The 20,462-nt window shown below is 67.7% G+C and carries 26 protein-coding genes; 20 read left to right on the top strand and 6 right to left on the bottom strand.

Annotation, left to right across the window (positions count from 1 at the left end):
- Positions 1-21: 21 nt before the first annotated feature.
- The gene (locus tag SB771_RS17085; RefSeq protein WP_006751720.1) at positions 22-240 is read right to left on the bottom strand and encodes a DUF1653 domain-containing protein; all 219 of its coding nucleotides are present in this window, start codon (positions 238-240) and stop codon (positions 22-24) included.
- A 55-nt stretch (positions 241-295) separates the two neighbouring features.
- Complete coding sequence (locus tag SB771_RS17080; protein ID WP_175658936.1) at positions 296-739, bottom strand: GNAT family N-acetyltransferase; 444 nt, start codon at positions 737-739, stop codon at positions 296-298.
- A gap of 151 nt (positions 740-890) precedes the next feature.
- Between SB771_RS17080 and SB771_RS17075 the strand changes: the two genes are divergently transcribed.
- The 4 genes from SB771_RS17075 (at position 891) to SB771_RS17060 (ending at position 3,144) form a co-directional block, all read left to right on the top strand.
- On the top strand, positions 891-1,151 hold the full coding sequence (locus SB771_RS17075) for a type II toxin-antitoxin system Phd/YefM family antitoxin (RefSeq protein ID WP_012366507.1): 261 nt from the start codon (positions 891-893) through the stop codon (positions 1,149-1,151).
- Entirely contained in the window at positions 1,148-1,414 is a 267-nt protein-coding gene (locus tag SB771_RS17070) for a Txe/YoeB family addiction module toxin (RefSeq protein WP_175658935.1), read from the top strand. Before SB771_RS17075 ends, SB771_RS17070 begins: the two co-directional genes overlap by 4 nt.
- Before the next feature lie 119 nt (positions 1,415-1,533).
- Positions 1,534-2,157: an HAD hydrolase-like protein gene (locus tag SB771_RS17065; RefSeq protein ID WP_105830446.1), complete on the top strand. Its 624-nt coding sequence runs from the start codon at positions 1,534-1,536 to the stop codon at positions 2,155-2,157.
- A gap of 414 nt (positions 2,158-2,571) precedes the next feature.
- Positions 2,572-3,144 (top strand): DUF4142 domain-containing protein, encoded by a 573-nt coding sequence (locus tag SB771_RS17060; RefSeq protein ID WP_011659229.1) that lies wholly within the window; start codon positions 2,572-2,574, stop codon positions 3,142-3,144.
- Positions 3,145-3,261: 117 nt separating this feature from the next.
- Here the strand turns inward: SB771_RS17060 and SB771_RS17055 are convergent, their stop codons facing one another.
- Positions 3,262-3,861, bottom strand: coding sequence for a GNAT family N-acetyltransferase (locus SB771_RS17055; RefSeq protein ID WP_175658934.1), 600 nt, complete (start codon positions 3,859-3,861; stop codon positions 3,262-3,264).
- 75 nt (positions 3,862-3,936) lie between these two features.
- Positions 3,937-4,851, bottom strand: a complete 915-nt coding sequence (locus tag SB771_RS17050) for a LysR family transcriptional regulator (RefSeq protein ID WP_012366512.1) — start codon at positions 4,849-4,851, stop codon at positions 3,937-3,939.
- A gap of 109 nt (positions 4,852-4,960) precedes the next feature.
- Here SB771_RS17050 and lysA point away from each other — a divergent pair, with 109 nt between their 5' ends.
- The 7 genes from lysA to SB771_RS17015 all read left to right on the top strand — a co-directional run bounded on the left by lysA (position 4,961) and on the right by SB771_RS17015 (position 10,746).
- A complete protein-coding gene (gene lysA, locus SB771_RS17045; protein WP_175658933.1) occupies positions 4,961-6,199 on the top strand; it encodes a diaminopimelate decarboxylase in 1,239 nt (412 codons plus the stop codon).
- A gap of 147 nt (positions 6,200-6,346) precedes the next feature.
- Positions 6,347-6,613 (top strand): hypothetical protein, encoded by a 267-nt coding sequence (locus tag SB771_RS17040; RefSeq protein ID WP_175658932.1) that lies wholly within the window; start codon positions 6,347-6,349, stop codon positions 6,611-6,613.
- Positions 6,614-6,780: 167 nt separating this feature from the next.
- Positions 6,781-7,581 (top strand): transporter substrate-binding domain-containing protein, encoded by an 801-nt coding sequence (locus tag SB771_RS17035; RefSeq protein WP_165753498.1) that lies wholly within the window; start codon positions 6,781-6,783, stop codon positions 7,579-7,581.
- An 84-nt stretch (positions 7,582-7,665) separates the two neighbouring features.
- Positions 7,666-8,325 carry an amino acid ABC transporter permease gene (locus tag SB771_RS17030; RefSeq protein WP_011659235.1) on the top strand — a complete coding sequence of 220 codons (660 nt, stop codon included), beginning with the start codon at positions 7,666-7,668 and terminating at the stop codon, positions 8,323-8,325.
- 44 nt (positions 8,326-8,369) lie between these two features.
- On the top strand, positions 8,370-9,095 hold the full coding sequence (locus SB771_RS17025) for an amino acid ABC transporter ATP-binding protein (protein ID WP_041491502.1): 726 nt from the start codon (positions 8,370-8,372) through the stop codon (positions 9,093-9,095).
- 49 nt (positions 9,096-9,144) lie between these two features.
- Positions 9,145-10,332 carry a cystathionine beta-lyase gene (gene metC / locus SB771_RS17020; protein WP_175658931.1) on the top strand — a complete coding sequence of 396 codons (1,188 nt, stop codon included), beginning with the start codon at positions 9,145-9,147 and terminating at the stop codon, positions 10,330-10,332.
- A 69-nt stretch (positions 10,333-10,401) separates the two neighbouring features.
- On the top strand, positions 10,402-10,746 hold the full coding sequence (locus tag SB771_RS17015) for a DUF3088 domain-containing protein (protein ID WP_175658930.1): 345 nt from the start codon (positions 10,402-10,404) through the stop codon (positions 10,744-10,746).
- Between the two features lie 233 nt (positions 10,747-10,979).
- On the opposite strand, the gene SB771_RS17010 is transcribed toward SB771_RS17015, so the two are convergent.
- Positions 10,980-11,663, bottom strand: coding sequence for a helix-turn-helix transcriptional regulator (locus SB771_RS17010; RefSeq protein ID WP_175658929.1), 684 nt, complete (start codon positions 11,661-11,663; stop codon positions 10,980-10,982).
- Between the two features lie 283 nt (positions 11,664-11,946).
- On the opposite strand from SB771_RS17010, the gene SB771_RS17005 reads away from it, so the two are divergent.
- The 8 genes from SB771_RS17005 to SB771_RS16970 all read left to right on the top strand — a co-directional run bounded on the left by SB771_RS17005 (position 11,947) and on the right by SB771_RS16970 (position 17,902).
- Entirely contained in the window at positions 11,947-12,639 is a 693-nt protein-coding gene (locus SB771_RS17005; protein WP_175658928.1) for a DUF2589 domain-containing protein, read from the top strand.
- Between the two features lie 15 nt (positions 12,640-12,654).
- The gene (locus SB771_RS17000) at positions 12,655-13,530 is read left to right on the top strand and encodes a DUF2589 domain-containing protein (RefSeq protein WP_244096769.1); all 876 of its coding nucleotides are present in this window, start codon (positions 12,655-12,657) and stop codon (positions 13,528-13,530) included.
- Positions 13,514-13,960, top strand: coding sequence for a lysozyme (locus SB771_RS16995; protein ID WP_011659244.1), 447 nt, complete (start codon positions 13,514-13,516; stop codon positions 13,958-13,960). The genes SB771_RS17000 and SB771_RS16995 overlap by 17 nt, the downstream gene beginning before the upstream one ends.
- A gap of 175 nt (positions 13,961-14,135) precedes the next feature.
- The gene (locus SB771_RS16990) at positions 14,136-15,260 is read left to right on the top strand and encodes a poly(3-hydroxybutyrate) depolymerase (RefSeq protein ID WP_175658927.1); all 1,125 of its coding nucleotides are present in this window, start codon (positions 14,136-14,138) and stop codon (positions 15,258-15,260) included.
- Positions 15,261-15,325: 65 nt separating this feature from the next.
- Positions 15,326-15,868 (top strand): hypothetical protein, encoded by a 543-nt coding sequence (locus tag SB771_RS16985; protein ID WP_175658926.1) that lies wholly within the window; start codon positions 15,326-15,328, stop codon positions 15,866-15,868.
- Positions 15,865-16,485, top strand: coding sequence for a hypothetical protein (locus tag SB771_RS16980; protein WP_175658925.1), 621 nt, complete (start codon positions 15,865-15,867; stop codon positions 16,483-16,485). The genes SB771_RS16985 and SB771_RS16980 overlap by 4 nt, the downstream gene beginning before the upstream one ends.
- Before the next feature lie 111 nt (positions 16,486-16,596).
- Positions 16,597-17,214, top strand: coding sequence for a hypothetical protein (locus SB771_RS16975; protein ID WP_165753505.1), 618 nt, complete (start codon positions 16,597-16,599; stop codon positions 17,212-17,214).
- A 70-nt stretch (positions 17,215-17,284) separates the two neighbouring features.
- The gene (locus SB771_RS16970) at positions 17,285-17,902 is read left to right on the top strand and encodes a hypothetical protein (protein WP_175658924.1); all 618 of its coding nucleotides are present in this window, start codon (positions 17,285-17,287) and stop codon (positions 17,900-17,902) included.
- 58 nt (positions 17,903-17,960) lie between these two features.
- Here SB771_RS16970 and SB771_RS16965 read toward each other — a convergent pair whose 3' ends face one another.
- On the bottom strand, positions 17,961-18,848 hold the full coding sequence (locus tag SB771_RS16965) for a DMT family transporter (protein WP_175658923.1): 888 nt from the start codon (positions 18,846-18,848) through the stop codon (positions 17,961-17,963).
- A 127-nt stretch (positions 18,849-18,975) separates the two neighbouring features.
- Here SB771_RS16965 and SB771_RS16960 point away from each other — a divergent pair, with 127 nt between their 5' ends.
- Entirely contained in the window at positions 18,976-20,433 is a 1,458-nt protein-coding gene (locus tag SB771_RS16960) for a PLP-dependent aminotransferase family protein (protein ID WP_175658922.1), read from the top strand.
- Positions 20,434-20,462 lie beyond the last annotated feature (29 nt).

Here is a 20,462-nt window from a genome sequence, read left to right as displayed (position 1 = left end):
TTGCCAGCCGCCGCCTACCGCTCAGTCGCGCAGCTTGCGAAAACGCGGGGTGCCGTCCGGCAGGTTCTCGTTGAACATCGCTTCCGGGCGTACCCACAGGCCGCGCGCATGCGGCCAAAGATGCTCGTACACGACCACCGATTCCTCGGTTTCGGAGTGACGGGCGACGCCGATGTAGCGATACAGCCCGCCCTTGTAGTGACGATGCGTGGCGAGCTGTTCGGCTTCCTGTTCGGTCATGATCTGCTTTCCTTCGGCAAAAACGAAAGCGCGTATTGTATGCGCTCGCTGCGCGTCAGCGCTTCGCGTAGATGTCGGGGCGGCGAATCTCCATCAGCCGCTCGGGATTCGCGGGCGGCCCGAACCCGACCGGCCGGTACAGCTCGTGCGCATCGGTCGTCGCGAGCATGATGCGGCGCAGGCCTTGCACCATCGGCTGCGCGAACACGTGATCGATCAGCGCGCGGCCGTAGCCGTTGCCGCGGTCGGCCGGCAGCACGAATACGTCGCACAGGTACGCAAACGTCGCGTGATCGGTCACGAGCCGCGCAAACCCGACGAGCCGGTCGCCGACATACGCGCCGAAGCACAGCGAGCCGTCGATCGCCCCCTCGACGACGTCGCGCGGAATGCCCTGCGACCAGTACGCGTCGCGATGCAGGAAATCGAAGATCGCGTCGATGTCGAGTTCGCGTTTGTCGGTGGAAAATCTCAGCGTGGCGGATGGGGCTGCAGGCACGTCGGCTCTCCGGTCGGGTCGGACGGAGCAGCAACGATAGCGCGGCGCGGGGTGGGCGACAAGCTAGGCCGAGATCAACATGTACAACACACTGCACAACAAACTCACCCATGCTATACTTGTACAGTTTAAAGTACAAGTGGAATCAATCATGCGCACGATTCACTTTTCGGATGCCCGCGGCAATCTGAAGACGGTCATCGACCAGGTCGTCGACGACGCGGACGTGACGCTCATCACACGTCGCGACGCGCCGAACGCCGTCATCATGTCGCAGGAATACTACGACAGCCTGATGGAGACCGTTCACCTGCTCCGCTCGCCGGCCAACGTCGCCCACCTCGAACGCTCGATTGCGCAATTGCGCAAGGGCAAGGCGAAAGAGCACAAGCTGGCGGAGGACGATGAATGAGCGTACGCCGCGTGCTCTTTACTTCCGACGCGTGGGACGACTACGTTTATTGGCAAGGGCAAGATCGCAAGACGCTCAAGCGCATCAACCAGCTCATTCGCGAAGCCCAACGCACGCCGTTCGAAGGCATCGGCAAACCCGAACCGCTGAAGGCCAATCTGTCCGGTTTCTGGTCACGCCGCATCGGCGATACGAACCGTCTCGTCTACGAAGCGGACGATCTGCAGATCAGCATCGTGTCCTGCCGCTATCACTACGCGTAGCGTCAGTCGCTCCACCTTCCTGCTGCCGATCACCCGCATCATGCGCAACCCATCGCCCAGCCAACGAGGCTCGATTCGGTGATATCGTCGGCGACTCGATGAACCTGCCGCATCACTTCATGCCCTATCGACTCATCGCGTTCGACTTCGACGGCACCCTCGCCGATTCGCTCGACTGCTTTCTCGCGGCGCTCACAGAGGCATCGCGCATGCACGGCTTTCGCGACGCGACGCCCGAGTTGCGCCCCGCACTGCGCGGCATGTCGGCGCGCGAGATCATCCGCGCGCTCGAGGTGCCGATGTGGAAAGTGCCGCGCGTGACGATCGACATGCGTCGGCTGATGCGGCCGCGCATCGCGCACGTGAAGCTGTTCCCCGGCGTCGACGCAACTTTCGACGCGCTCGCCGCGCGCGGCATCCGCATCGCAATCGCCACGTCGAACACCGAGGACATCGTGCGCGACCGGCTCGGCCCGCACGCGAGCCGATGCGTCGATACATTCGCCTGCGGCATTCCGCTGTTCGGCAAGGCGCGCCGGCTGCGCGCGCTCGTGCGCGAAGCCGGCATGCAGCCCGACGACGTGCTGTATGTCGGCGATGAAATCCGCGATGCCGAAGCGGCGCGCCGTGCGCGCATCGCATTCCAGGGCGTCGCATGGGGTTACACGGCCCCCGACGCGTTGCAGGCGCATTGCGCGACGCCATTGCTGCCGCGTCTCGACGCACTGCTCGATCGCGTTTGACGGTGTGGTGTGAATGGCGCGCTCTGATTCGACGCATCGCGACGCACCCACCCGATACCCTGCCCGCAAGCCGATGAAACACCGATCGATGAAACGCCGATGACACGTGCGCACATCGCATCCATTGTATGCGCATCGCGCACGCAAAAATTGCCGCCACGACGCACGCAGCAGGTACGCACTACCTGTCCGCGCGCACACCGCTCGATTGGTCTTACCAACCGTTACACAAACCACAGCGCGGTTGCACCTGCTACGGGAGCGCTCTCCTAGAATCAGTCGGGCCGGGAAACACTTCGAACGCCGCCGCGGCAGAGCGGCGAACGAGTCCGGCCCGGGCGCGCCCGGTCTCTCGCACAGCCGCGGATCACGCGATCCGCCCATTAATCAGAGCCCCGATCGACAGGAGGTCCCATGAACCGCTTTCCCCAAATCTCGCGCCTTGCATTGTCTGCCGCTGGCCTGCTTCTCGTCGCCGTGACGGCGACCGCGCAAACCGCTCAACCGGCGCCGGCCGCACCGACCGCCGCCACGCAAACGCGCATCCACGAAGCCGACCAGACCTTCATCACGGACGGCACGAAAACCGTGTCGACGCAGCGCGACGCCGCACGCATCGCCGATTCGCGCACGTCGGACAGCCAGGTGAAGGCATTCGCGCAACGCGTGTCGACCGAGGATGCGAAGATCATCCAGTCGATGCGCGCGGCCAGCCCGCGCGGCATCGACGTGCCGGCCAACGACCCCGACACGACCGTGCTGGACAGCATCAAGACGCTGCGCGGCGCGGAATTCGACAAGGCGTACATCGAGCAGGTCGCGCTCGCCGGCCAGCAGAAAACGATCTCGGCATTCCAGGCCGAAATCGCATCGGGCCGCGACACGAAGCTGAAGGAAGTCGCACGCCAGTCGCTGCCGATCCTGCAGGCCCACTACGCGGAAGCGCAGAAGCTCGCGCAACGCCATCACCTCGCATCGGCGCAGTAACGCCGGTCACGCCAGTCATGCGATAACCCGCCGCGCAACCCGCGCGGCACTCCGCTTCCCGCTCGTCGCGTCGCCGTTCCCCTCTCCGGCGGCGCGACGCCTGCGGCACGCTTCGCGTTACGTCGCGAGCTTCGCCCGCAACCGCTCGTTCACCTCAGGCCATTCGTCATCGATGATGCTGAAGCGCACCGAATTGCGCTTGCGGCCGTCGGGCATGATCCGTTCGTGACGCACGATCCCTTCCTGCTTCGCGCCGAGCCGCAGAATCGCCGCGCGTGACTTCTCGTTCAGTTCGTCGGTCGTGAACTGCACGCGCACGCAGTGCAGCGTGTCGAACGCGTACGCGAGCAACAACCATTTCGCTTCGGTATTCGCGCGCGTGCGCTGCGCCGATTCGCTCAGCCACGTATGGCCGATCTCGAGCTTGCGATTCTTGCGGTCGATTTTCCAGAAACGCGTGCTGCCGATCGCGCGGCCCGACGCACGCTCGACGATCACGAACGGCATCACCGTGCCGGCCGCGCGGCCTTGCAACGCAGTGTCGATATAGGCGTCGACCGTGGCTTCGCCCGGCACGACCGTGACCTTCAGATTCCACAGTTCGCCGTCCGCCGCGGCCTCGAGCAGCGCCTGCCGGTCGGATGCGTCGAGCGGCCGCAATACGATGCGCTCGCCGGTAAGCGTCGGTTGTTCGAGAGGAGATGAAGCGTCGGTCATGACGGGTTCCGTTGCCGTGAAGGTGACGAGGAGGAGGACGCCGTGTGCGGCGAAACGCCCATCATACGGCCGGCGTCAGCCGGGCAGCGCGGCGAGCCGTTCGCGAATCGCCTTCGCTTCGCCGCGCAGCGCATCGGCGAATGCGTCGACGAGCAGGCTCTTCGGCCGGTGCTCGGGCACGATCACGCTGACGCGATACGGAAATGAGCGCGTGAGCGGCCGCACGTGCAGGTCGCGCCCGACGAAATCGAGCGCGGTCAGCGGATTGACGATCGCGGCGCCGAGCCCCTGCCGCACGAACGCGCACACCGACACGGCCGACGGCGTCTCGACCACCGAACGCGGCGCGACGCCGAGCTGCGCGAACGCCTCGTCGATCAGGATCCGGTATGGGTCGTTCAGCGACAGGCTCACGAACGGACGATCGGCGAGATCCGCGAGATCGATCGCGCGCCGCGCGAGCAGCGGATGGCCGTCGGGCAGCACGCACACCTCGTCGACTTCGAGCAGCGGCGTGAGCACGGTGCCGGCCGGCGCGACGTCGTGTTCGGTCAGCCCGAGATCGTAGCGCTGCGCGGTCAGCCACTCTTCGAGCACCGGCGACTCCTGCGTCGCGACCGACACGCTGACGCCCGCATGCGCGTCATGAAAGCGCCGGCACGCGCCGGGCAGGATCGCATGCGAAAACGCCGGCAGCGCGATCACCGACAGTTGCCCGTCGCGAAACTCCCGCAGCCGCGCGGCCGTCGCCGCGACACGCTCGAGCCCCACATACGCGAGCCGCACGTCGTCGAACAGCGTGAGCGCGGCCATCGTCGGCCGCAGCCGGCCATGCGAGCGCTCGAACAGCGCGAAGCCGATCACCTGCTCCATCCGCGCGAGCTCGCGGCTGATCGTGGGCTGCGACGTATAGAGCATCTCGGCCGCACGCGTCGTGCTGCCGGTGACCATCAGCGCGCGGAAGACCTCGATGTGCCGGTGTGTGAGCATGACCGCCTATATCAGGAATGAATCGAATGTCGATAATCAGGCATTTTACTGGATAGACGAACAGGCGCATCATTCAGGCTATCCGTTCATTCGCTCCGGTTCCTCCGCCATGTCCCTCGATTCCCGCCAGCTCGCGACGCTCGCGCAGCAATACGGCACCCCGCTGTGGGTGTACGACGCCGACGTCATCCGCGACCGCATCGCCCAACTGCGTCAGTTCGACGTGATCCGCTACGCGCAGAAGGCGAACTCGAACCTGCATATCCTGAAGCTGATGCGCGACGAACGCGTGTGCGTCGACGCAGTGTCGCTCGGCGAGATCGAGCGCAGCCTTACAGCCGGGTTCAGTCCTGCCGGCGATCCGGAGGGCGTCGTATTCACGGCCGACCTGATCGACCGCCCGACGCTCGCCGCCGTGCTGAAGCATGGCGTGACCGTGAACGCCGGCTCGCTCGACATGCTGGCACGCGTCGGCGAGCATGCGCCCGGCCATCGCGTGTGGCTGCGGGTGAATCCCGGCTTCGGCCACGGCCACAGCAACAAGACCAATACCGGCGGCCCGCAGAGCAAGCACGGAATCTGGATCGACGACGTGCCGCGCGCGATCGAGATCGTGCGCCAGTACGGGCTGAAGCTGGTCGGCATCCACATGCATATCGGCTCGGGCGTCGACTATGGCCACCTGTCGCAAGTGTGCGACGCGATGGTCGACCTCGTCACGTCGCTCGGCCACGACATCGAAGCGATTTCCGCCGGCGGCGGGCTGTCGATTCCGTATCGCGACGGCGAGCCGCGCGTGGACGTCGGCCACTACTTCAGCCAGTGGGATGCCGCGCGCAAGCGGATCGAACGGCATCTCGGCCATGCGGTGCGTATCGAGATCGAGCCGGGCCGCTTCCTCGTCGCTGAGGCCGGCACGCTCGTCACCGAAGTGCAGGCCGTGAACCACCGGCCGAAGCACGACTTCGTGCTGATCGATGCGGGCTTCAACGATTTGATGCGGCCGTCGATGTACGGCAGCTACCACGCGGTGTCCGTGCATGCGCCGGACGGCGCGCTGCCGGCCGGCCGGCCGCTCGTCGACATCGCGATCGCGGGGCCGCTGTGCGAATCCGGCGACGTGTTCACACAGGACGCGGGCGGCGTGGTCACGCACCGCAAGCTCGCGCAACCGCAGATCGGCGACTTGCTGTTCCTGCACGATGCGGGCGCGTACGGCGCATCGATGTCCTCGAACTACAACAGCCGGCCGCTCGCGCCGGAAGTGCTGGTCGATCGCGGCACGCCGCGGCTGATCCGCCGCCGGCAGACGATCGGCGAACTGCTCGCGCTCGAAACGTTCGAGTAACACGCACGCGCCTTCGCGCCGCGTTCGACGGATCGGACGCCAACGGCCACGCTTGCCGCTACCGGCATGTGTGGCCGTTTTGCTTTTCGGCGGTGGTGCTCAGCGCAACCGTTCGAGCACGCCGTAGCACCGGATGCTGCACATCGCGTGCAACCGCAGCAGATCGCCTGCACCGTGTTCGATGCACGGAGAAAAACATTCCACGCCGCGTGGAAAGTCCGTGCATTTTTGGAAGCACTTTCCTTTTTGACAAATCTAAGATTGCCCTCAGTCGTTCAGCATTTGCGTCACCGGATACGCATCGACGATGCAGCCGGTCTACCCCACTCGCAAGCCGCACGGGCACTCATGAACACGATGCTTGAACTCTTCGCCGCGCACCGTTACGCCACCGTGCGCGAACGCATGCCGTAACGCATCGCGGCAAACGGCTCGCGCCCTCTCGCCGTCCCTCGCCGCACCTTTCCCGCGCCGCATTCCACTGCGGCCTGCTTCCCGCCCACGGCGACACCACCCGTCGCCGCGGATACGTACGCCCAAAAATTTCGACAACGACGTTTCGACAACACCCGGAGACAACCATGAAGCCCTTCACCCCGACGCTCAAGCAAGGCCTCGCCGCCGCCCTCCTCTGCGTGGCGGCCACGGCGTCGCACGCGGCGGACCTGCTCGACACCGTCAAGCAGGCCGGCGTGCTGAAGATCGCACTCGAAGGCACCTACCCGCCGTTCGACTACCGCAATGCCGAAGGACAACTCGAAGGATTCGACGTCGACGTCGCAAAGGCGGTCGCCGCGCGGCTCGGCGTGAAGCCGCAGTTCGTCACGACCGAATGGAGCGGCATTCTCGCCGGGCTGCAGGCCGGCAAGTTCGACGTGATCGTCAACCAGGTCGCGATCACGCCGTCGCGCCAGCAGGCGCTCGACTTCAGCATGCCGTACGTGTATTCGTCCGCGCAGCTGCTGCAACGCCAGAACGACACGCGTGCGTTCAAGTCGCTCGACGAACTGAAGGGCAAGAAGGTCGGCGTGACGATGGGCAGCAACTACGTCGATCTCGTGAAGACGGTGCCCGCGATCGATCTGCAGGTCTATCCGGGCACGCCGGAAAACCTGCGCGACCTCGCGGCGGGACGTATCGACGCGGCAGTCAACGACCGCCTGATGCTCAGCTATCTGATCAAGAACTCGCACCTGCCGCTGCGGCCCGGCTCCGTGCTCGCCGGCGGCGAGGACCGGATGGGCATCCCGTTCCGCAAGGGCAATCCGAAGTTCGCGAAGGCGATCGACGACGCTGTCGCGTCGCTGCAGCAGGACGGCACGCTGAAGAAGATCTCGATGCAGTGGTTCGGCACCGACACGACGCGGCCGGTCGCGCAATAACGCAGCCGTCACGCGCCCGCGCATCCGAACGCGCGGGCCCGCCGAAACATCGGCGGCACACGACACACAATCAGGAGACACGCGATGGAAGCACTCGATCTGGTCATTCATACCCTGCCCGTGATGGTGAAGGGCGCGCTGCTCACGCTGAAGTTCGCGGTGGCGTCGATGGCGCTCGGCCTCGTCGTCGGGCTCGTGGTCGCGATCATGCGCATCGGCAGCAACCGGCTCGCGTCCGGTCTCGCGCAGGGCTACGTCAGCCTGATGCGCGGCACGCCGCTGCTCGTGCAGATGTTCGTCGTCTACTACGGGCTGCCCGATCTCGGCATCACGCTCGATCCGACGACGGCCGGCATCTTCACGCTGACGCTCAACGCCGGCGCGTACCTGTCGGAAAGCATGCGCGGCGCGATCCTCGGCATCGGCCGCGGGCAATGGGCGGCCGCGCACAGCCTCGGCCTCACGCACGTGCAGACGCTGCGCTACATCGTCTGCCCGCAAGCGCTGCGCCTCGCGGTGCCGAGCCTCGGCAACACGCTGATCAGCCTGATCAAGGACACGTCGCTCGTGTCGGTGATCACCGTCACCGAGCTGCTGCGCTCGACGCAGGAAGTCATCGCCGCGACGTTCCAGCCGCTGCCGCTGTACCTCGCGGCCGCCGCGCTCTACTGGGTGCTGAGCACGCTGCTCACGCGGCTGCAGGGCCGCGTCGAAACGCGTCTGTCGCTGCCGTCCACGCATTGAGCCCGCGCATGTCATTCAACCCGAACCTCAACCACGGACAACCCATGATCACGCTCGACAACGTTTCCAAGTGGTATGGCAAGCATCAGGTCCTTTCCGCATGCAGCGCGGCGGTATCGAAAGGCGAAGTGGTCGTCGTCTGCGGGCCGTCGGGCTCCGGCAAGTCGACGCTGATCAAGACGATCAACGGCCTCGAGCCGTTCCAGAAAGGCAGCATCGTCGTCGACGGCATGCGGCTCGGCGATCCCGCCGCGAAACTCGCGCAACTGCGCGCGCGGGTCGGCATGGTGTTCCAGCATTTCGAGCTGTTTCCGCACCTGTCGATCACCGACAACCTGACGCTCGCGCAGGTCAAGGTGCTCGGCCGCCGCAAGGACGAAGCGCTCGACAACGCGATGAAGCTGCTCGATCGCGTCGGCCTGAAGGCGCATGCGAACAAGTATCCGGGGCAATTGTCCGGCGGGCAGCAGCAACGCGTCGCGATCGCGCGCGCGCTGTCGATGAACCCGGTCGCGATGCTGTTCGACGAGCCGACTTCCGCGCTCGACCCCGAGATGATCAACGAAGTGCTCGACGTGATGGTCGAGCTCGCGCGCGACGGCATGACGATGGTGTGCGTCACGCACGAGATGGGCTTCGCGAGAAAGGTCGCGCATCGCGTGATCTTCATGGACCAGGGCGCGGTAGTCGAGGATGCGGCGAGCGATGCGTTCTTCGCCGCGCCGCGCTCCGAACGCGCACGCGACTTCCTCGACAAGATCCTGCACTGACCGCGCGACGGCCTCGCTCCGATTCGACTGAACTTCAAAGGACGACATCTTGAATCCCCTGCATTCGACCGACACCCTGCTCGCTCACGAAGGCCGCTCGCACGGCCAGCCCGGCTCGCCGGTGAACCCGCCCGTGTACCGCCAGTCGACGCTGCTCTTTCACGGCACCGACGCGCTCGACGCCGTGCGCGGCACGCCGCTCGCGTACGGACGCCACGGCAGCCCGACCACGCGGGCGCTCGAAAAGGCGCTGGCACGCCTCGAAGGCGCACATGCCGCGCTGCTGACGCCGAGCGGGCTCAGCGCGATCACGACCGCGCTGCTCGCGGTGCTGAATCCCGGCGATCATCTGTTGATGGCCGATTCGGTGTACGACCCGACCCGCTCGTTCTGCGACGAGACGCTCGCCCGCCTCGGCATCGAGACGACCTACTACGATCCGTCGATCGGCGCCGGCATCGCGTCGCTGATGCGGCCGAACACGCGCGCGGTGTTTACCGAATCGCCGGGCTCGCTGACGTTCGAGGTGCAGGACATCCCCGCGATCTGCCGCGTCGCGCACCAGCACGGCGCGGTCGTGCTGCTCGACAACACGTGGGGCACGCCGCTGAATTTCCGCTCGTTCTCGCACGGCATCGACGTGTCGATCCACGCGGCGACCAAATACATCGCCGGACACTCCGACGTGCTGATGGGTGTGATCCTGACGACCGAAGCGCTCGCGCAGCAGGTGACGCGCTGCTACCGGCAGCTCGGGATGACCGTCAGCGGCGACGATGCGTATCTCGCGCTGCGCGGGCTGCGCACGCTGTCGGTGCGCCTCGAACGCCATCAGCGCAATGCGCAGGTGCTGACCGACTGGCTCGCGCGGCAGCCGGAAGTCGCGCAGATCCTGTATCCGGCTCGGCCGGGCGACGCCGGCCATGCGCTGTGGCAGCGCGACTTCACGGGTGCGTGCGGATTGTTCGGCCTGGTGCTGCATCCGCAGCCCGACGATGCGGTGCGCGCGCTGCTCGATGGCATGACGTGCTTCGGCATGGGCTACAGCTGGGGCGGCTTCGAAAGCCTGATCATCCCGTCGAATCCGTCGCGCCAGCGCACCGCGACGCAATGGAACGCGGCCGGCCCGCTGCTGCGCATTCACGCGGGGCTCGAGCATCCGGACGACATGATCGCCGACCTCGACGCCGGCTTCGCGAGAATGCGCGCGGCCGCGGCCTCGCTCGCGGAAGCCTGAAATCTGACGACGCCACCTGCGGCCGCTTCTTTTCTTCAACGTTAGACCACCACCGATAGCGAGATCATCATGAAAGACACGCTGTTCATTCTCCGTCCGGGCTTTTTCAAGGACTCCGAAGGTCCGTTCTACTGCGGCGACTCGGTCGCCGTCGAAGGGCTGCTGAGCTTCTATCCGCAGCTGCGCGAGGCCGTCGCGGTCGAGTACATCGACGCGCCGCGGCCGCGCCAGCCGATCGTCGCGCTGATCGGCGCGGACAACCAGTCGGCGCCGGTGCTCGTGCTCGGCGACGGGCGCACGCCGAAGGACGACGCGGTCGCGATTCGCGAACACGACGGCCGCCGCTTCATCGATTCGCCGGCCGATATCCGACGCTATCTGTCGTCGCAATACGGCGTCGCGCACGTCGCGTAAGCACGCCGGCGCCCGCTGTCGACGGGCGCCACCGAACGGGACGCGCGACCTGCGCGGCCCGCGCCCCGTTCACCGCTTCCGCTGCGCACGCGGCCACACGCGTGCCATGTACTCGGCCACGCGGATTCACCGCTACCGATGATCGGCCCGGGCACCCCGGCCCCCGGCCGTACGACCTTCAACGCAGCGCGACACCGGATGCTGGCACACACCGGGGCCGGCCGCGGCCCGCGTCAGCCGGGCGAACTACAGACCGGCGCGAACGCGAATGCCGCCGGTTCGGACGACACGTGGCGCGCGAGCCACAATGCGGCCTCGGTCCGGTTGCTCACGCCGATCTGACGAAACAGCGCATACAGATGATTCTTGATCGTGCCCTCCGCGACGTTCAGCACGCGGCAGATCTGCTTGTTCGACTTGCCTTCGGCCAACAGGCGCAGCACGTCGCGCTGGCGCGGCGTGAGGCGCTCGAACGCGCGATCGTCGCCGGCCGGCAGGCCGCCCGGGCGCGCCTGCGTCGCGCCGCCGTCGTTCGGCGGCACGTAGATCGCACCGGCCGCCACCCGGCCGAGCGCATCCGCGAACTCGTCGGCGCTCGCGTGCCGGTCGATGATGCCGGCCGCCCCCGCCAGCAGCGCATCGGCAATCGTGCGGCGGCACACGGCCGTCGCCACGCACAGCCACGGCGCGCCGGCGAACGTCTCGTGCAGCACGTTCGGCCAGCTCGGCCGCGCGGCGTGCTCGTCGCATTCGATCGTGATTGCCTCCACCGTCTCGGGCAGCAACGCATCGCGCAGGCGCAAGACGTCCTCGGGACAGCGAGCCGACCACACATGCCAGTTGACATCGCGTTTACACAGTACGTCCGCTACACCCGCGACGAATAACGGCGGGCTATCGATCATTAGAACGTTCATTGCGCGGTTTCCTCGAAATCGGGCTGCTCGGTTTGTTTTTTTTTACTTCCCCACCCGGCGTTTTTTTACCGCTGTTTCACGCACCGCGCACTAGGCCCGTCGCTCCGTGACGAATGGCCTAATTCGTCCGCGCCGGGCCCCCGCCACGCGCGCCGATGCCCGTCGCGGGCCGGCCCGGGCCGCCGGCCGTGACGGACGTCATATTGGGTAACCGTTTTAAATTTCCTAACGTGAATAACGACAGCGAATTTCCGTTGTCTTCGACACGAAGAGGAGTTTATTCATGGACGCGAATTTCATCGGCTCGGTCATTAACGCTTTACCCATGGACCAAATGATCGCCGGCCCTTTAAAGGCGATGATCAGCGCGCAGACGCAGGCCGCGAAGAGCTACGCGGATTTCCTGATGCAGGTCTGCATCCAGGGCGGCAAGGCCGTGGCCGTCCAGTTCGACTACGACGAGACGCTGGTGGACGAAAGCGGCGTGTCGAAAGGCGTCGTGCAGAAGACCATGCGCATCCCGCTGCTCGCGGCGATCGTCCACCCGATCATCGCGATCGAGGAGGGCACGATCGACTTCGAGATGGAGATCACGCAGTCGGAGAAGGCGTCGTCGTCGACCGAGGCCGGCGGCGAATTCCAGGCGAAGCTCGGCTGGGGGCCGATCAGCGTGAGCGTGTCGGGGCGCGTGTCGCACAAGGCGGAGCAGACGCGCAGCACCGACACACGCGCGAAATACTCGATCCATACGCAGGTGAAGCGCCAGTCGCCGCCCGAAGCGCTGATGCGCGTGATCGACTTCCTGACCGAAGCCGCGACCAAGCCGGTGGTCACCGAAGGCAACGCGAAGGACGTGAAGCCGCTGCCGGCGACGCCGACCGACGGCAAGCTGGTCGGCGACGCGTCCGGATCGGGCGGCAGCGCGGCCGCGCCGGCCGCTGCCGGTGCGGATGCCCGGCAGCCGGCGCACGCGTAAGCGCGTGGACCGGCCATGTTCAGGCTCTTCAGACGGTCGCGCCGCGCGGGCGGCGGCACGCACGACGACCGGAATCCGCGTCCGGGCGGCGGCAACGCCCGGCAGGAACCCGACGGGCCGGTCCCGCCGCCGGCCGCGCCGGCAGCGGGCAATGCCGGCGCGGGTGCCGCCGCACCGGCGGCGATAGGTGCCGATCCGGCGCGCCACGTGCCGCCCGATGGCGCCGGCTGGCCGGCCGGCGCCGCACCGGGCACGCATGACGCGCCGGCCACCGCGCCCGGCGCGTCCAACGGCGGCCTGCCGCCGTCCCCGCCAGCGCCACCCGCCCCTTCGCCCGGCATGCCGGCCGACGACGCGCGCCCGCCGCCGCGCGGCATCGCGCTCGACGAGATCGCGCGCGGGATGCAGCACGCCGCCGCCGCCGCGAACCAGTTGCTCGCGCACCAGTACACGGCCGTGCTCGACCAGTTCTTCGACCTGCGCGATGACGGCCTGCTCGCGCCGCGCGAGGTCACGGTCGCGCTCGATGCTGAGCACACGATGCCGGTGCCGCTCGTCGCGCTCGCCACGCCGCGCGGGCTCGCGCTCGACCGGATGATCGTGCACCTGACCGTGCGCGGCGACTTCACCGAGGCGCTGCCCGCCGGCGGCGTCGCGGGCGACGACGACCAGCGCAGCCGCTTCTACGTGACGTTCGCGCCGCGTTCGCCGAAAAAGGACGCGCAGGGCAACGCGCGGCAGCGCGACACCGAGCATATCGACATCGAAATGCAGTTCGTGGCGCTCGCGCCGCCCGAAGCGATCATGCGCGTGATCGACGAATACACGCATCGCCTGGTGCCGCGCGCACGGCCGGGCAGCAAGGAGAACGACGATGGCGAACCAGCCTGAACGCACCGGTGCGCAGGGCATCGCGCTGATCAAGCAGTTCGAGGGGCTGCGCCTCGCGCGCTATCTCGACGCGGTCGGCAAGCCGACGATCGGCTACGGGCACCTGATCCTGCCGAACGAGCGCTTCACGCGCCCGCTCACGCCCGCCGAAGCGGAGGCGCTGCTGCGCCGCGACCTGCGCGGCGCCGAGCTGAACCTGCGCAAGCTTTTGCACGTGCCGGTCACGCAGCAGCAGTTCGACGCGCTGATGTCGTTCGTCTTCAATCTCGGCGCGGGACGGCTGCGCTCGTCGACGCTGCTGCGCTACCTGAACGCCGGCGCGCGCACGCGTGCGGCCGACCAGTTCCTCGTCTGGAACAAGGCCGGCGGCAAGCCGCTCGCGGGGCTCACGAAGCGCCGCCAGGCCGAGCGCGCGCTGTTTCTGTCATGAGCGCCGTGACGCCGCACCGGCCGAACGTCACGGGTCGCCGCGCATGCCGTTCGCGCCATTTCGCAAGTCGTCGCGTACCCGTAAGCTGAAACCGTCGCTGAAGTCCGGTCTTGCCGTACCCGATCCGTTACAACGATTCGTCATCCGCCATTCGCCACGACAACAGGAGCCTCGCATGAACATCACTCGCTCGACCGGCCGCACGACGCCGCCACGCTTCGCCGTTTCGCTCGCCATGCGCAGTGCGCTGCGCACCGTCTGCGTCGCGTTCGCCGCCGCGGCCGCCGTGGCTTCGGTCGCGCCGCAAGCCGTCGCCGCTTCCGCCGATCCGTTGCCCGCCTATGCGGCCGACCTGCAGCGCACGTCAGTGTCGGGGCTGTCGTCCGGCGGCTTCATGGCCGCGCAGTTCGACGTCGCGTTCTCGAGCCGGCTGATCGGCGCGGGCATCGTCGCGGGAGGCCCGTTCTATTGCGCGGGCGTGAACGCACTGATCCCGCCGGCCGTGGCCGCGGCCACGCTGTGCATGCAGCCGATCGGCCCCGCACCGTCCGCGGCCGATGCATGGCGCGCCGCGCGCACCTTCGCGCAGCGTGGCGAGATCGACGATCCGGCCGCGCTGCGCAGCCAGCGCATCTACGTGTTCAGCGGCGCGAAGGATACGGTGGTGTCGACGCGCGTCGTCGACCAGACCGCGCGCTTCTACACGCTCGCGCAAGTGCCGGCCGCGAACCTCCAGTACCGCGCATCGCCGGATGCCGGGCATGCGTTCATCACGAACCGTCCCGAGGACAACGCGTGCAGCGCGAACGCGAGCCCGTATATCGACAACTGCGGCTTCGAACAGGCGCACGACATCGTGCGCTGGATCTACGGCACGCCCGACAAGCCGCTCAATCCGCCGGCCGCGCAGGCAGGCGGCAAGCTGCTGGCGTTCGACCAGCGCGCGTTCGATCCGCGGCGCGCCGCGTCGCTCGGCGATACCGGCTATGCGTACGTGCCGGCCGATTGCGAGCGCGTGACATGCGCGGTGCACGTGGTGTTCCACGGCTGCGTGCAGAACGTCGCGACGGTCGGCGAGCGGATGATTCGCGGCGTCGGCTACAACGAGATCGCCGATACGAACCGGCTGATCGTGCTCTATCCGCAGGTCGAGAAATCGGCCGTCAATCCGCTCGGCTGCTGGGATTTCTGGGGCTATACGAGCGCCAATCCGCTCAACCCGGGCTTCTACCGCCGCGACGCGCCGCAGATGGCCGCCGTGATGCGGATGGTGCAGCGCCTCGGCGCCGCGCGTCAGTAATCGCGTCCCGGCCGCCATCGCGCCGTCATTGCTCCTTCATCGCGCCTTCATCACGAGGAATCGCCATGTTCTCCACGTTCATCGCCCAATGGGAACGCGCGCACGCCGACGCGCTCCAGCTGTTCGGCAAGCTCGCCGCGCAGACGACCAGCCCCGGCGGCACGCCCGGCGCCCCCGCGTGGCGCGCGTTCGCGCACACCGCGCTGCTCGCCGGCCACCGCTATTCGGATACCTGCCAGGCCGCGACCGACGCGTTGTGGCGCGGCCAGCTCGAACGGCTCGGGCTCGGCAGTTCGGCTGCCGCGGTCAAGGAGCTGGCGGCGCTGAATGCGGATCTCGCCACGCGCTTCACGCAGAGCCACCTGCAGCATGCGGGCGCGATGGCGGATGCAGCCGCGCAATACCTCGACGATCTCGGCCGCACGCGCGGGCCGGCCGATGCCGCGATGGCGCTCGGCCGCTTCGCCGGCGACCTGCAGGCCCAGGCGCGTGCGCATGCGCTGCACGTCGCGTCGCTCGCGAACGGCGTGCCGCCCGCGCTTGCGCAGTGGGCCGACCGCACGCTGCGCGACGAACGCGGCACGCCCGATCAGGAGCAAGCACCATGAACATCAAGCTGCGCTTCATCAATCGCTCGAACGACCGCGGCAACAGCGAAGTCGTGCTGTTCCAGCGCGACGTGATCCCCGATCTCGACGCATTCGCGATCGCGTGGAAGGTGATTCGCTACTGCGGACGCGACTGCTTTCACCCGTTCGACTACTCGACCGACATCGACGTCGCGCTCGGCGACGAGCACGGCAACTTCTCGCCGCGCGTCACGGCGCCCGCCGGCGTGCGCTTCGTCGTGGACCCGCAGCCGACCGGACGCGGCCGGCTCGTGCCCGACCCGGCCGACGCAGCGGGCGGCGACATCGAGGTCGTCAACCGGATGCGGCGCGGCGCGGTGAACGTCAATGCATTCAGCGCGGGCCGGCTGATCGCGGTGAAGGAAGCGGTCGCGCCCGGGCAGAAGGCCGTGTTCCGCTTCACGCCCACGTTGTGGATCGGCGTGGCGTCGCAGGTGCAGGAAAGCTGCGCGCTGCACGCGGCGGCGATGTCGAGCGCGAACACGCAACTGCCGCTGGCGGGCGTGGCCGCGGCGGACATCGTGATGACGGGCGGCGGCACCGGCGCCGACGCGCAGCCGTTCGCGTTCGCGCTCGAGCACATCGTGCGTGCGTAAAGCCGCCGACACGGTTTGGACCGGCTTGACGGCACGGCTTCACGGCCGGGCCGGCGGGAAAGGTGTGCGGCAGACCGACTGCCGTTTTTTTCAAACTCAAGGAGCAACGACGTGGATATCCAACTGAACCTGATCAACCGCTCGAACGACGCGAACAACTCGAGCATCGTGATTTTCCAGAAGAACGTGGCGACCGATTTCGACGAACTCGCGATCGCGTGGAAGGTGATCCGCAACTGCGGCCAGGGCGACAACCATCCGTTCAAGTTCCCGATGACGATGAGCGTGAGCGCGAGCGACAGCTGGGGCAACTACATGCCGCAGCAGACCGCGAACAACGGCCAGGTGTTCCAGGTCGTGCGCTCCAGCTCGGGCGACGTGCTGCAGCTCGGCGGCGATCCGGGCGCGAGCGCCGAGGTGCAGGTGCGCAACGACCTGCCGGCCGGCGCGATCAACGCGACGATCTACAAGGACGGCAGCGCGCTCGCGCGCAAGACGTCCGTCGCGCCGGGCCAGAAGGCCGTGTTTCAGTTCAAGCCGACGATCTGGATCGGCGTCGCGTCGCAGATCGAACAGGGCGCGCTGATGAATTCCGCCGTGATCTCCGACATCAACACGGAACTGTCGCTGCTCGGCATCGCGAGCGCCGACATCGTGATGACCGGCGGCGGCCCGGGCCCGCGCTCGCTGCCGTTCACGTTCCGGCTGGAAAACGTGGTGATGGCGTAACGGTTCGTGCGCCGGCAACGCATGGCCGGCGCCCTATCAATCAGTTATCCGAATCGAATCAAGGTGACTCATGGACATCAATCTCAACTTCGTCAACCTGTCGAACGACGTCAACAACAGCCAGATCGTGATCTTCCAGAAGAACGTGTCGACGGACTTCGACGAGCTCGCGATCGCGTGGAAGGTCATCACCAACTGCGGACGCGGCGACAACCATCCGTTCGTGTTCCCGTTGCTGACGACCGTCTCCGCGAGCGATGCCGACGGGAACTACATGCCGCAAAAGCGCGCGGACAACGGGCAGCTCTTCAACGTGTCGCGCTCGACGTCGGGCAACGTGCTCGCGCTGGCCGGCCCGGCGCCGACGTCGCGCGAGATCCAGCTGCGCAACGACCTGAGCCATGGGGCGATCACCGCGTCGGTCTTCAAGGACAACCGGCTGCTCGCGCACAAGACCGGCATCGTGCCGGGCCAGAAGGCCGTGTTCGAGTTCAAGCCGACGCTGTGGATCGGCACCGCGTCGCAGATCGAACAGGGCGCGGTGATGAATTCGGCCGTGCTGTCCGACATCAACACCGAACTGTCGCTGCTCGGGATCAAGAGTGCCGACATCGTGATGACGGGCGGCGGCGGCGGCACGACTGCGACCGCGTATCAGTTCCGGCTCGCGAACGTCGTGATGGGGTAAGCCGCGCACGCGCGACGGCGAACGGGCGGCACCCGTCACGTCGTCGCGCGCATGCGCGTCAGCCCGCGCGCTGCACGGGCGCCATCTTCGAGAAATATTTCGCACCCGCCACGCAGGCGACCACCACGACCGTCACGACGAGCATCGACGGCGGCACCGTCTCATGCAGCAGCCCGGCCGCGAGCAGGAAACCGAAGAACGGCTGCAGCAGTTGCAGCTGGCCGACGCCCGCGATCCCGCCGAGCGCGAGGCCGCGATACCAGAACACGAAGCCGATCAGCATGCTGAACAGCGACACGTACGCGAGCCCCCACAGCGCGGCGGCGTCGACGCCGTCGAACGTCGCGGGCCACGTGAACCACGTGAGCGGCAGCATCACCGGCAGCGACAGCACGAGCGCCCACGAGATCACCTGCCAGCCGCCGAGCTGGCGCGACAGGCGCGCGCCTTCCGCATAGCCGAGCCCGCACGCGACGATCGCGGCCAGCATCAGCGCATCGCCCACCACCGACGCGCTGCCGCCGTTGCGCAGCGCGAACGCGGCCACCGCGCCGCTGCCGACCAGCGAGAAGATCCAGAACGGCAGCCGCGGCCGTTCGCCGCCGCGCCAGACGCCGAACAGCGCGGTCGCGAGCGGCAGCAGCCCGACGAACACGATCGCATGCGCGGACGTCACATGCTTAAGCGCGAGCGCGGTCAGCAACGGAAAACCGACCACGACCCCGAGCGCGACGATGACGAGCGACACGGTCTCGGCGCGCGTCGGCCGCTTCTGCTTCAGCGCGACGAGCAGCGTCAGGCCGAGCACGCCGGCGATCGTCGCGCGCGCGAACGTGAGGAACAGCGGGTCGAGCCCCTGCACCGCGATGCGCGTCGCCGGCAGCGAGCCACTGAAGATGATCACGCCCAGCAGGCCGCTGAGCCATCCGTCGGTCGTCTTTTGCACGGGAAATCCTGGTCGAAAAATGGGTGAATGACCAATGATCCGCCGTGGGCGAAAAGCGCGTAAGCTACAGCCCAATACAATTCCGACAAACTGTACTGGACAACCCACCGTACAGTTCCTTCCCGCCATGAGCCGTTCCGTGCAAAGCCCTGCCCCGCCCGCGCCATCGCGCACGCGCGTGGAAACCGTGATGGACACGCTGCGCGCGCGGATCGCGAGCCGCGCGCTGATGCCCGGCGCGCGCGTGCCGTCGATCCGGATGATGGCCGATGGGCTGCGCGTGTCGAAATCGACCGTCGTCGATGCGTATGAGCGGCTCGCGAGCGAAGGCGTGCTGGTCGCGCGGCGCGGCTCCGGCTTCTACGTGTCGGGCCACGCGCCGCCGCTCGCGCTCGCCGAGCTCGGCCCGCGGCTCGACCGCGAACTCGATCCGCTGTGGCTGTCGCGCCAGTCGCTCGAGGCCGCGCCGAACTCCGTGAAGCCCGGCTGCGGCTGGCTGCCGTCGTCGTGGCTGCCGGACGAGAGCCTGCGCCGCGCGCTGCGCGCGGTATCGCGCGACGAACCCGACGCGCTGACCGACTACGCGACGCCGCTCGGGCTGCCCGCGTTGCGCCAGCAGCTCGCGTGGCGGCTCGCGCAGCACGGCGTGCAGGCGGAGCCCACGCAGATCATGCTGACCGACGGCGGCACGCATGCGCTCGATCTCGTGTGCCGGCTGCTGCTGGAGCCGGGCGACACCGTCGTGCTCGACGACCCGTGCTACTTCAACTTCCAGGCGCTGCTGCGCGCGCATCGCGCGCGGATCGTCAGCGTGCCGTACACACCGAACGGCCCCGATCTCGCGCGCTTCGAACAGGTGCTCGCCGAGCACCGGCCGCGCCTGTACATCACCAACTCGGCGCTGCACAACCCGACCGGCGCGACGCTCGCGCCGCCGGTCGCGCACCGGCTGCTGACGCTGGCGGCCGAGCATGGCCTGCTGATCGTCGAGGACGACATCTTCGCGGATTTCGAAAGCACGCCCGCGCCGCGCCTCGCGGCGTTCGACGGGCTGTCGCGCGTCGTGTCGATCGGCAGCTTCTCGAAGACGCTGTCGGCCGCGATCCGCTGCGGCTATGTCGCCGCACGCCCGGAGTGGATCGACGCGCTCGTCGACCTGAAACTCGCGACGTCGTTCGGCAACGCGCAGATCGGCGCGAACGTCGTGCACCGGCTGCTGGTCGACGGCACGTATCGGCGCCATCTCGACAGCTTGCGTGCGCAACTGGCCGATGCGATGGGCGAAACGATCCGGCGGCTCGCGCGCGCCGGGCTCGGGATCTGGACGGAGCCGCGCGGCGGCCTGTTCCTGTGGGCGGAGCTGCCGGACGGGCTCGATGCGGCGCGGGTCGCGCGTCATGCGCTCGATCACGATGTCGTGCTCGCGCCAGGCGATGTGTTCAGCGCGTCGCACAGCGCGACGTCGTTCATGCGCTTCAACGTGTCGCGCTGCAAGGGGCCGGCCGTATTCGATGCGCTGGCGCGGGCGATGGACGCGGCGCGGGCGGCGCAACGCAGCGGCCGCACGCTGGCCGACCAACGATGAACGCCGAACGCGGCGGGGCGAATGGCCGC

The sequence above is a fragment of the Burkholderia sp. SIMBA_051 genome (genome assembly GCF_046534915.1).
Classification (GTDB): domain Bacteria; phylum Pseudomonadota; class Gammaproteobacteria; order Burkholderiales; family Burkholderiaceae; genus Burkholderia; species Burkholderia ambifaria.
Note: the sequence above shows the minus strand (reverse complement) of the source record. Positions and strands in the feature narration are given on the sequence as shown.

Excerpts from the sequence above, each read along its gene's own strand:
- SB771_RS17085 (WP_006751720.1), bottom strand. The coding sequence starts at position 240 with ATGACCGAACAGGAAGCCGAACAGCTCGCCACGCATCGTCACTACAAG.
- SB771_RS17075 (WP_012366507.1), top strand. The coding sequence starts at position 891 with ATGCGCACGATTCACTTTTCGGATGCCCGCGGCAATCTGAAGACGGTC.
- SB771_RS17070 (WP_175658935.1), top strand. The coding sequence starts at position 1,148 with ATGAGCGTACGCCGCGTGCTCTTTACTTCCGACGCGTGGGACGACTAC.
- SB771_RS17065 (WP_105830446.1), top strand. The coding sequence starts at position 1,534 with ATGCCCTATCGACTCATCGCGTTCGACTTCGACGGCACCCTCGCCGAT.
- SB771_RS17060 (WP_011659229.1), top strand. The coding sequence starts at position 2,572 with ATGAACCGCTTTCCCCAAATCTCGCGCCTTGCATTGTCTGCCGCTGGC.
- SB771_RS17055 (WP_175658934.1), bottom strand. The coding sequence starts at position 3,861 with ATGACCGACGCTTCATCTCCTCTCGAACAACCGACGCTTACCGGCGAG.
- SB771_RS17050 (WP_012366512.1), bottom strand. The coding sequence starts at position 4,851 with ATGCTCACACACCGGCACATCGAGGTCTTCCGCGCGCTGATGGTCACC.
- lysA (WP_175658933.1), top strand. The coding sequence starts at position 4,961 with ATGTCCCTCGATTCCCGCCAGCTCGCGACGCTCGCGCAGCAATACGGC.
- SB771_RS17035 (WP_165753498.1), top strand. The coding sequence starts at position 6,781 with ATGAAGCCCTTCACCCCGACGCTCAAGCAAGGCCTCGCCGCCGCCCTC.
- SB771_RS17030 (WP_011659235.1), top strand. The coding sequence starts at position 7,666 with ATGGAAGCACTCGATCTGGTCATTCATACCCTGCCCGTGATGGTGAAG.
- SB771_RS17025 (WP_041491502.1), top strand. The coding sequence starts at position 8,370 with ATGATCACGCTCGACAACGTTTCCAAGTGGTATGGCAAGCATCAGGTC.
- SB771_RS17015 (WP_175658930.1), top strand. The coding sequence starts at position 10,402 with ATGAAAGACACGCTGTTCATTCTCCGTCCGGGCTTTTTCAAGGACTCC.
- SB771_RS17010 (WP_175658929.1), bottom strand. The coding sequence starts at position 11,663 with ATGAACGTTCTAATGATCGATAGCCCGCCGTTATTCGTCGCGGGTGTA.
- SB771_RS17005 (WP_175658928.1), top strand. The coding sequence starts at position 11,947 with ATGGACGCGAATTTCATCGGCTCGGTCATTAACGCTTTACCCATGGAC.
- SB771_RS17000 (WP_244096769.1), top strand. The coding sequence starts at position 12,655 with ATGTTCAGGCTCTTCAGACGGTCGCGCCGCGCGGGCGGCGGCACGCAC.
- SB771_RS16995 (WP_011659244.1), top strand. The coding sequence starts at position 13,514 with ATGGCGAACCAGCCTGAACGCACCGGTGCGCAGGGCATCGCGCTGATC.
- SB771_RS16990 (WP_175658927.1), top strand. The coding sequence starts at position 14,136 with ATGAACATCACTCGCTCGACCGGCCGCACGACGCCGCCACGCTTCGCC.
- SB771_RS16985 (WP_175658926.1), top strand. The coding sequence starts at position 15,326 with ATGTTCTCCACGTTCATCGCCCAATGGGAACGCGCGCACGCCGACGCG.
- SB771_RS16980 (WP_175658925.1), top strand. The coding sequence starts at position 15,865 with ATGAACATCAAGCTGCGCTTCATCAATCGCTCGAACGACCGCGGCAAC.
- SB771_RS16970 (WP_175658924.1), top strand. The coding sequence starts at position 17,285 with ATGGACATCAATCTCAACTTCGTCAACCTGTCGAACGACGTCAACAAC.
- SB771_RS16960 (WP_175658922.1), top strand. The coding sequence starts at position 18,976 with ATGAGCCGTTCCGTGCAAAGCCCTGCCCCGCCCGCGCCATCGCGCACG.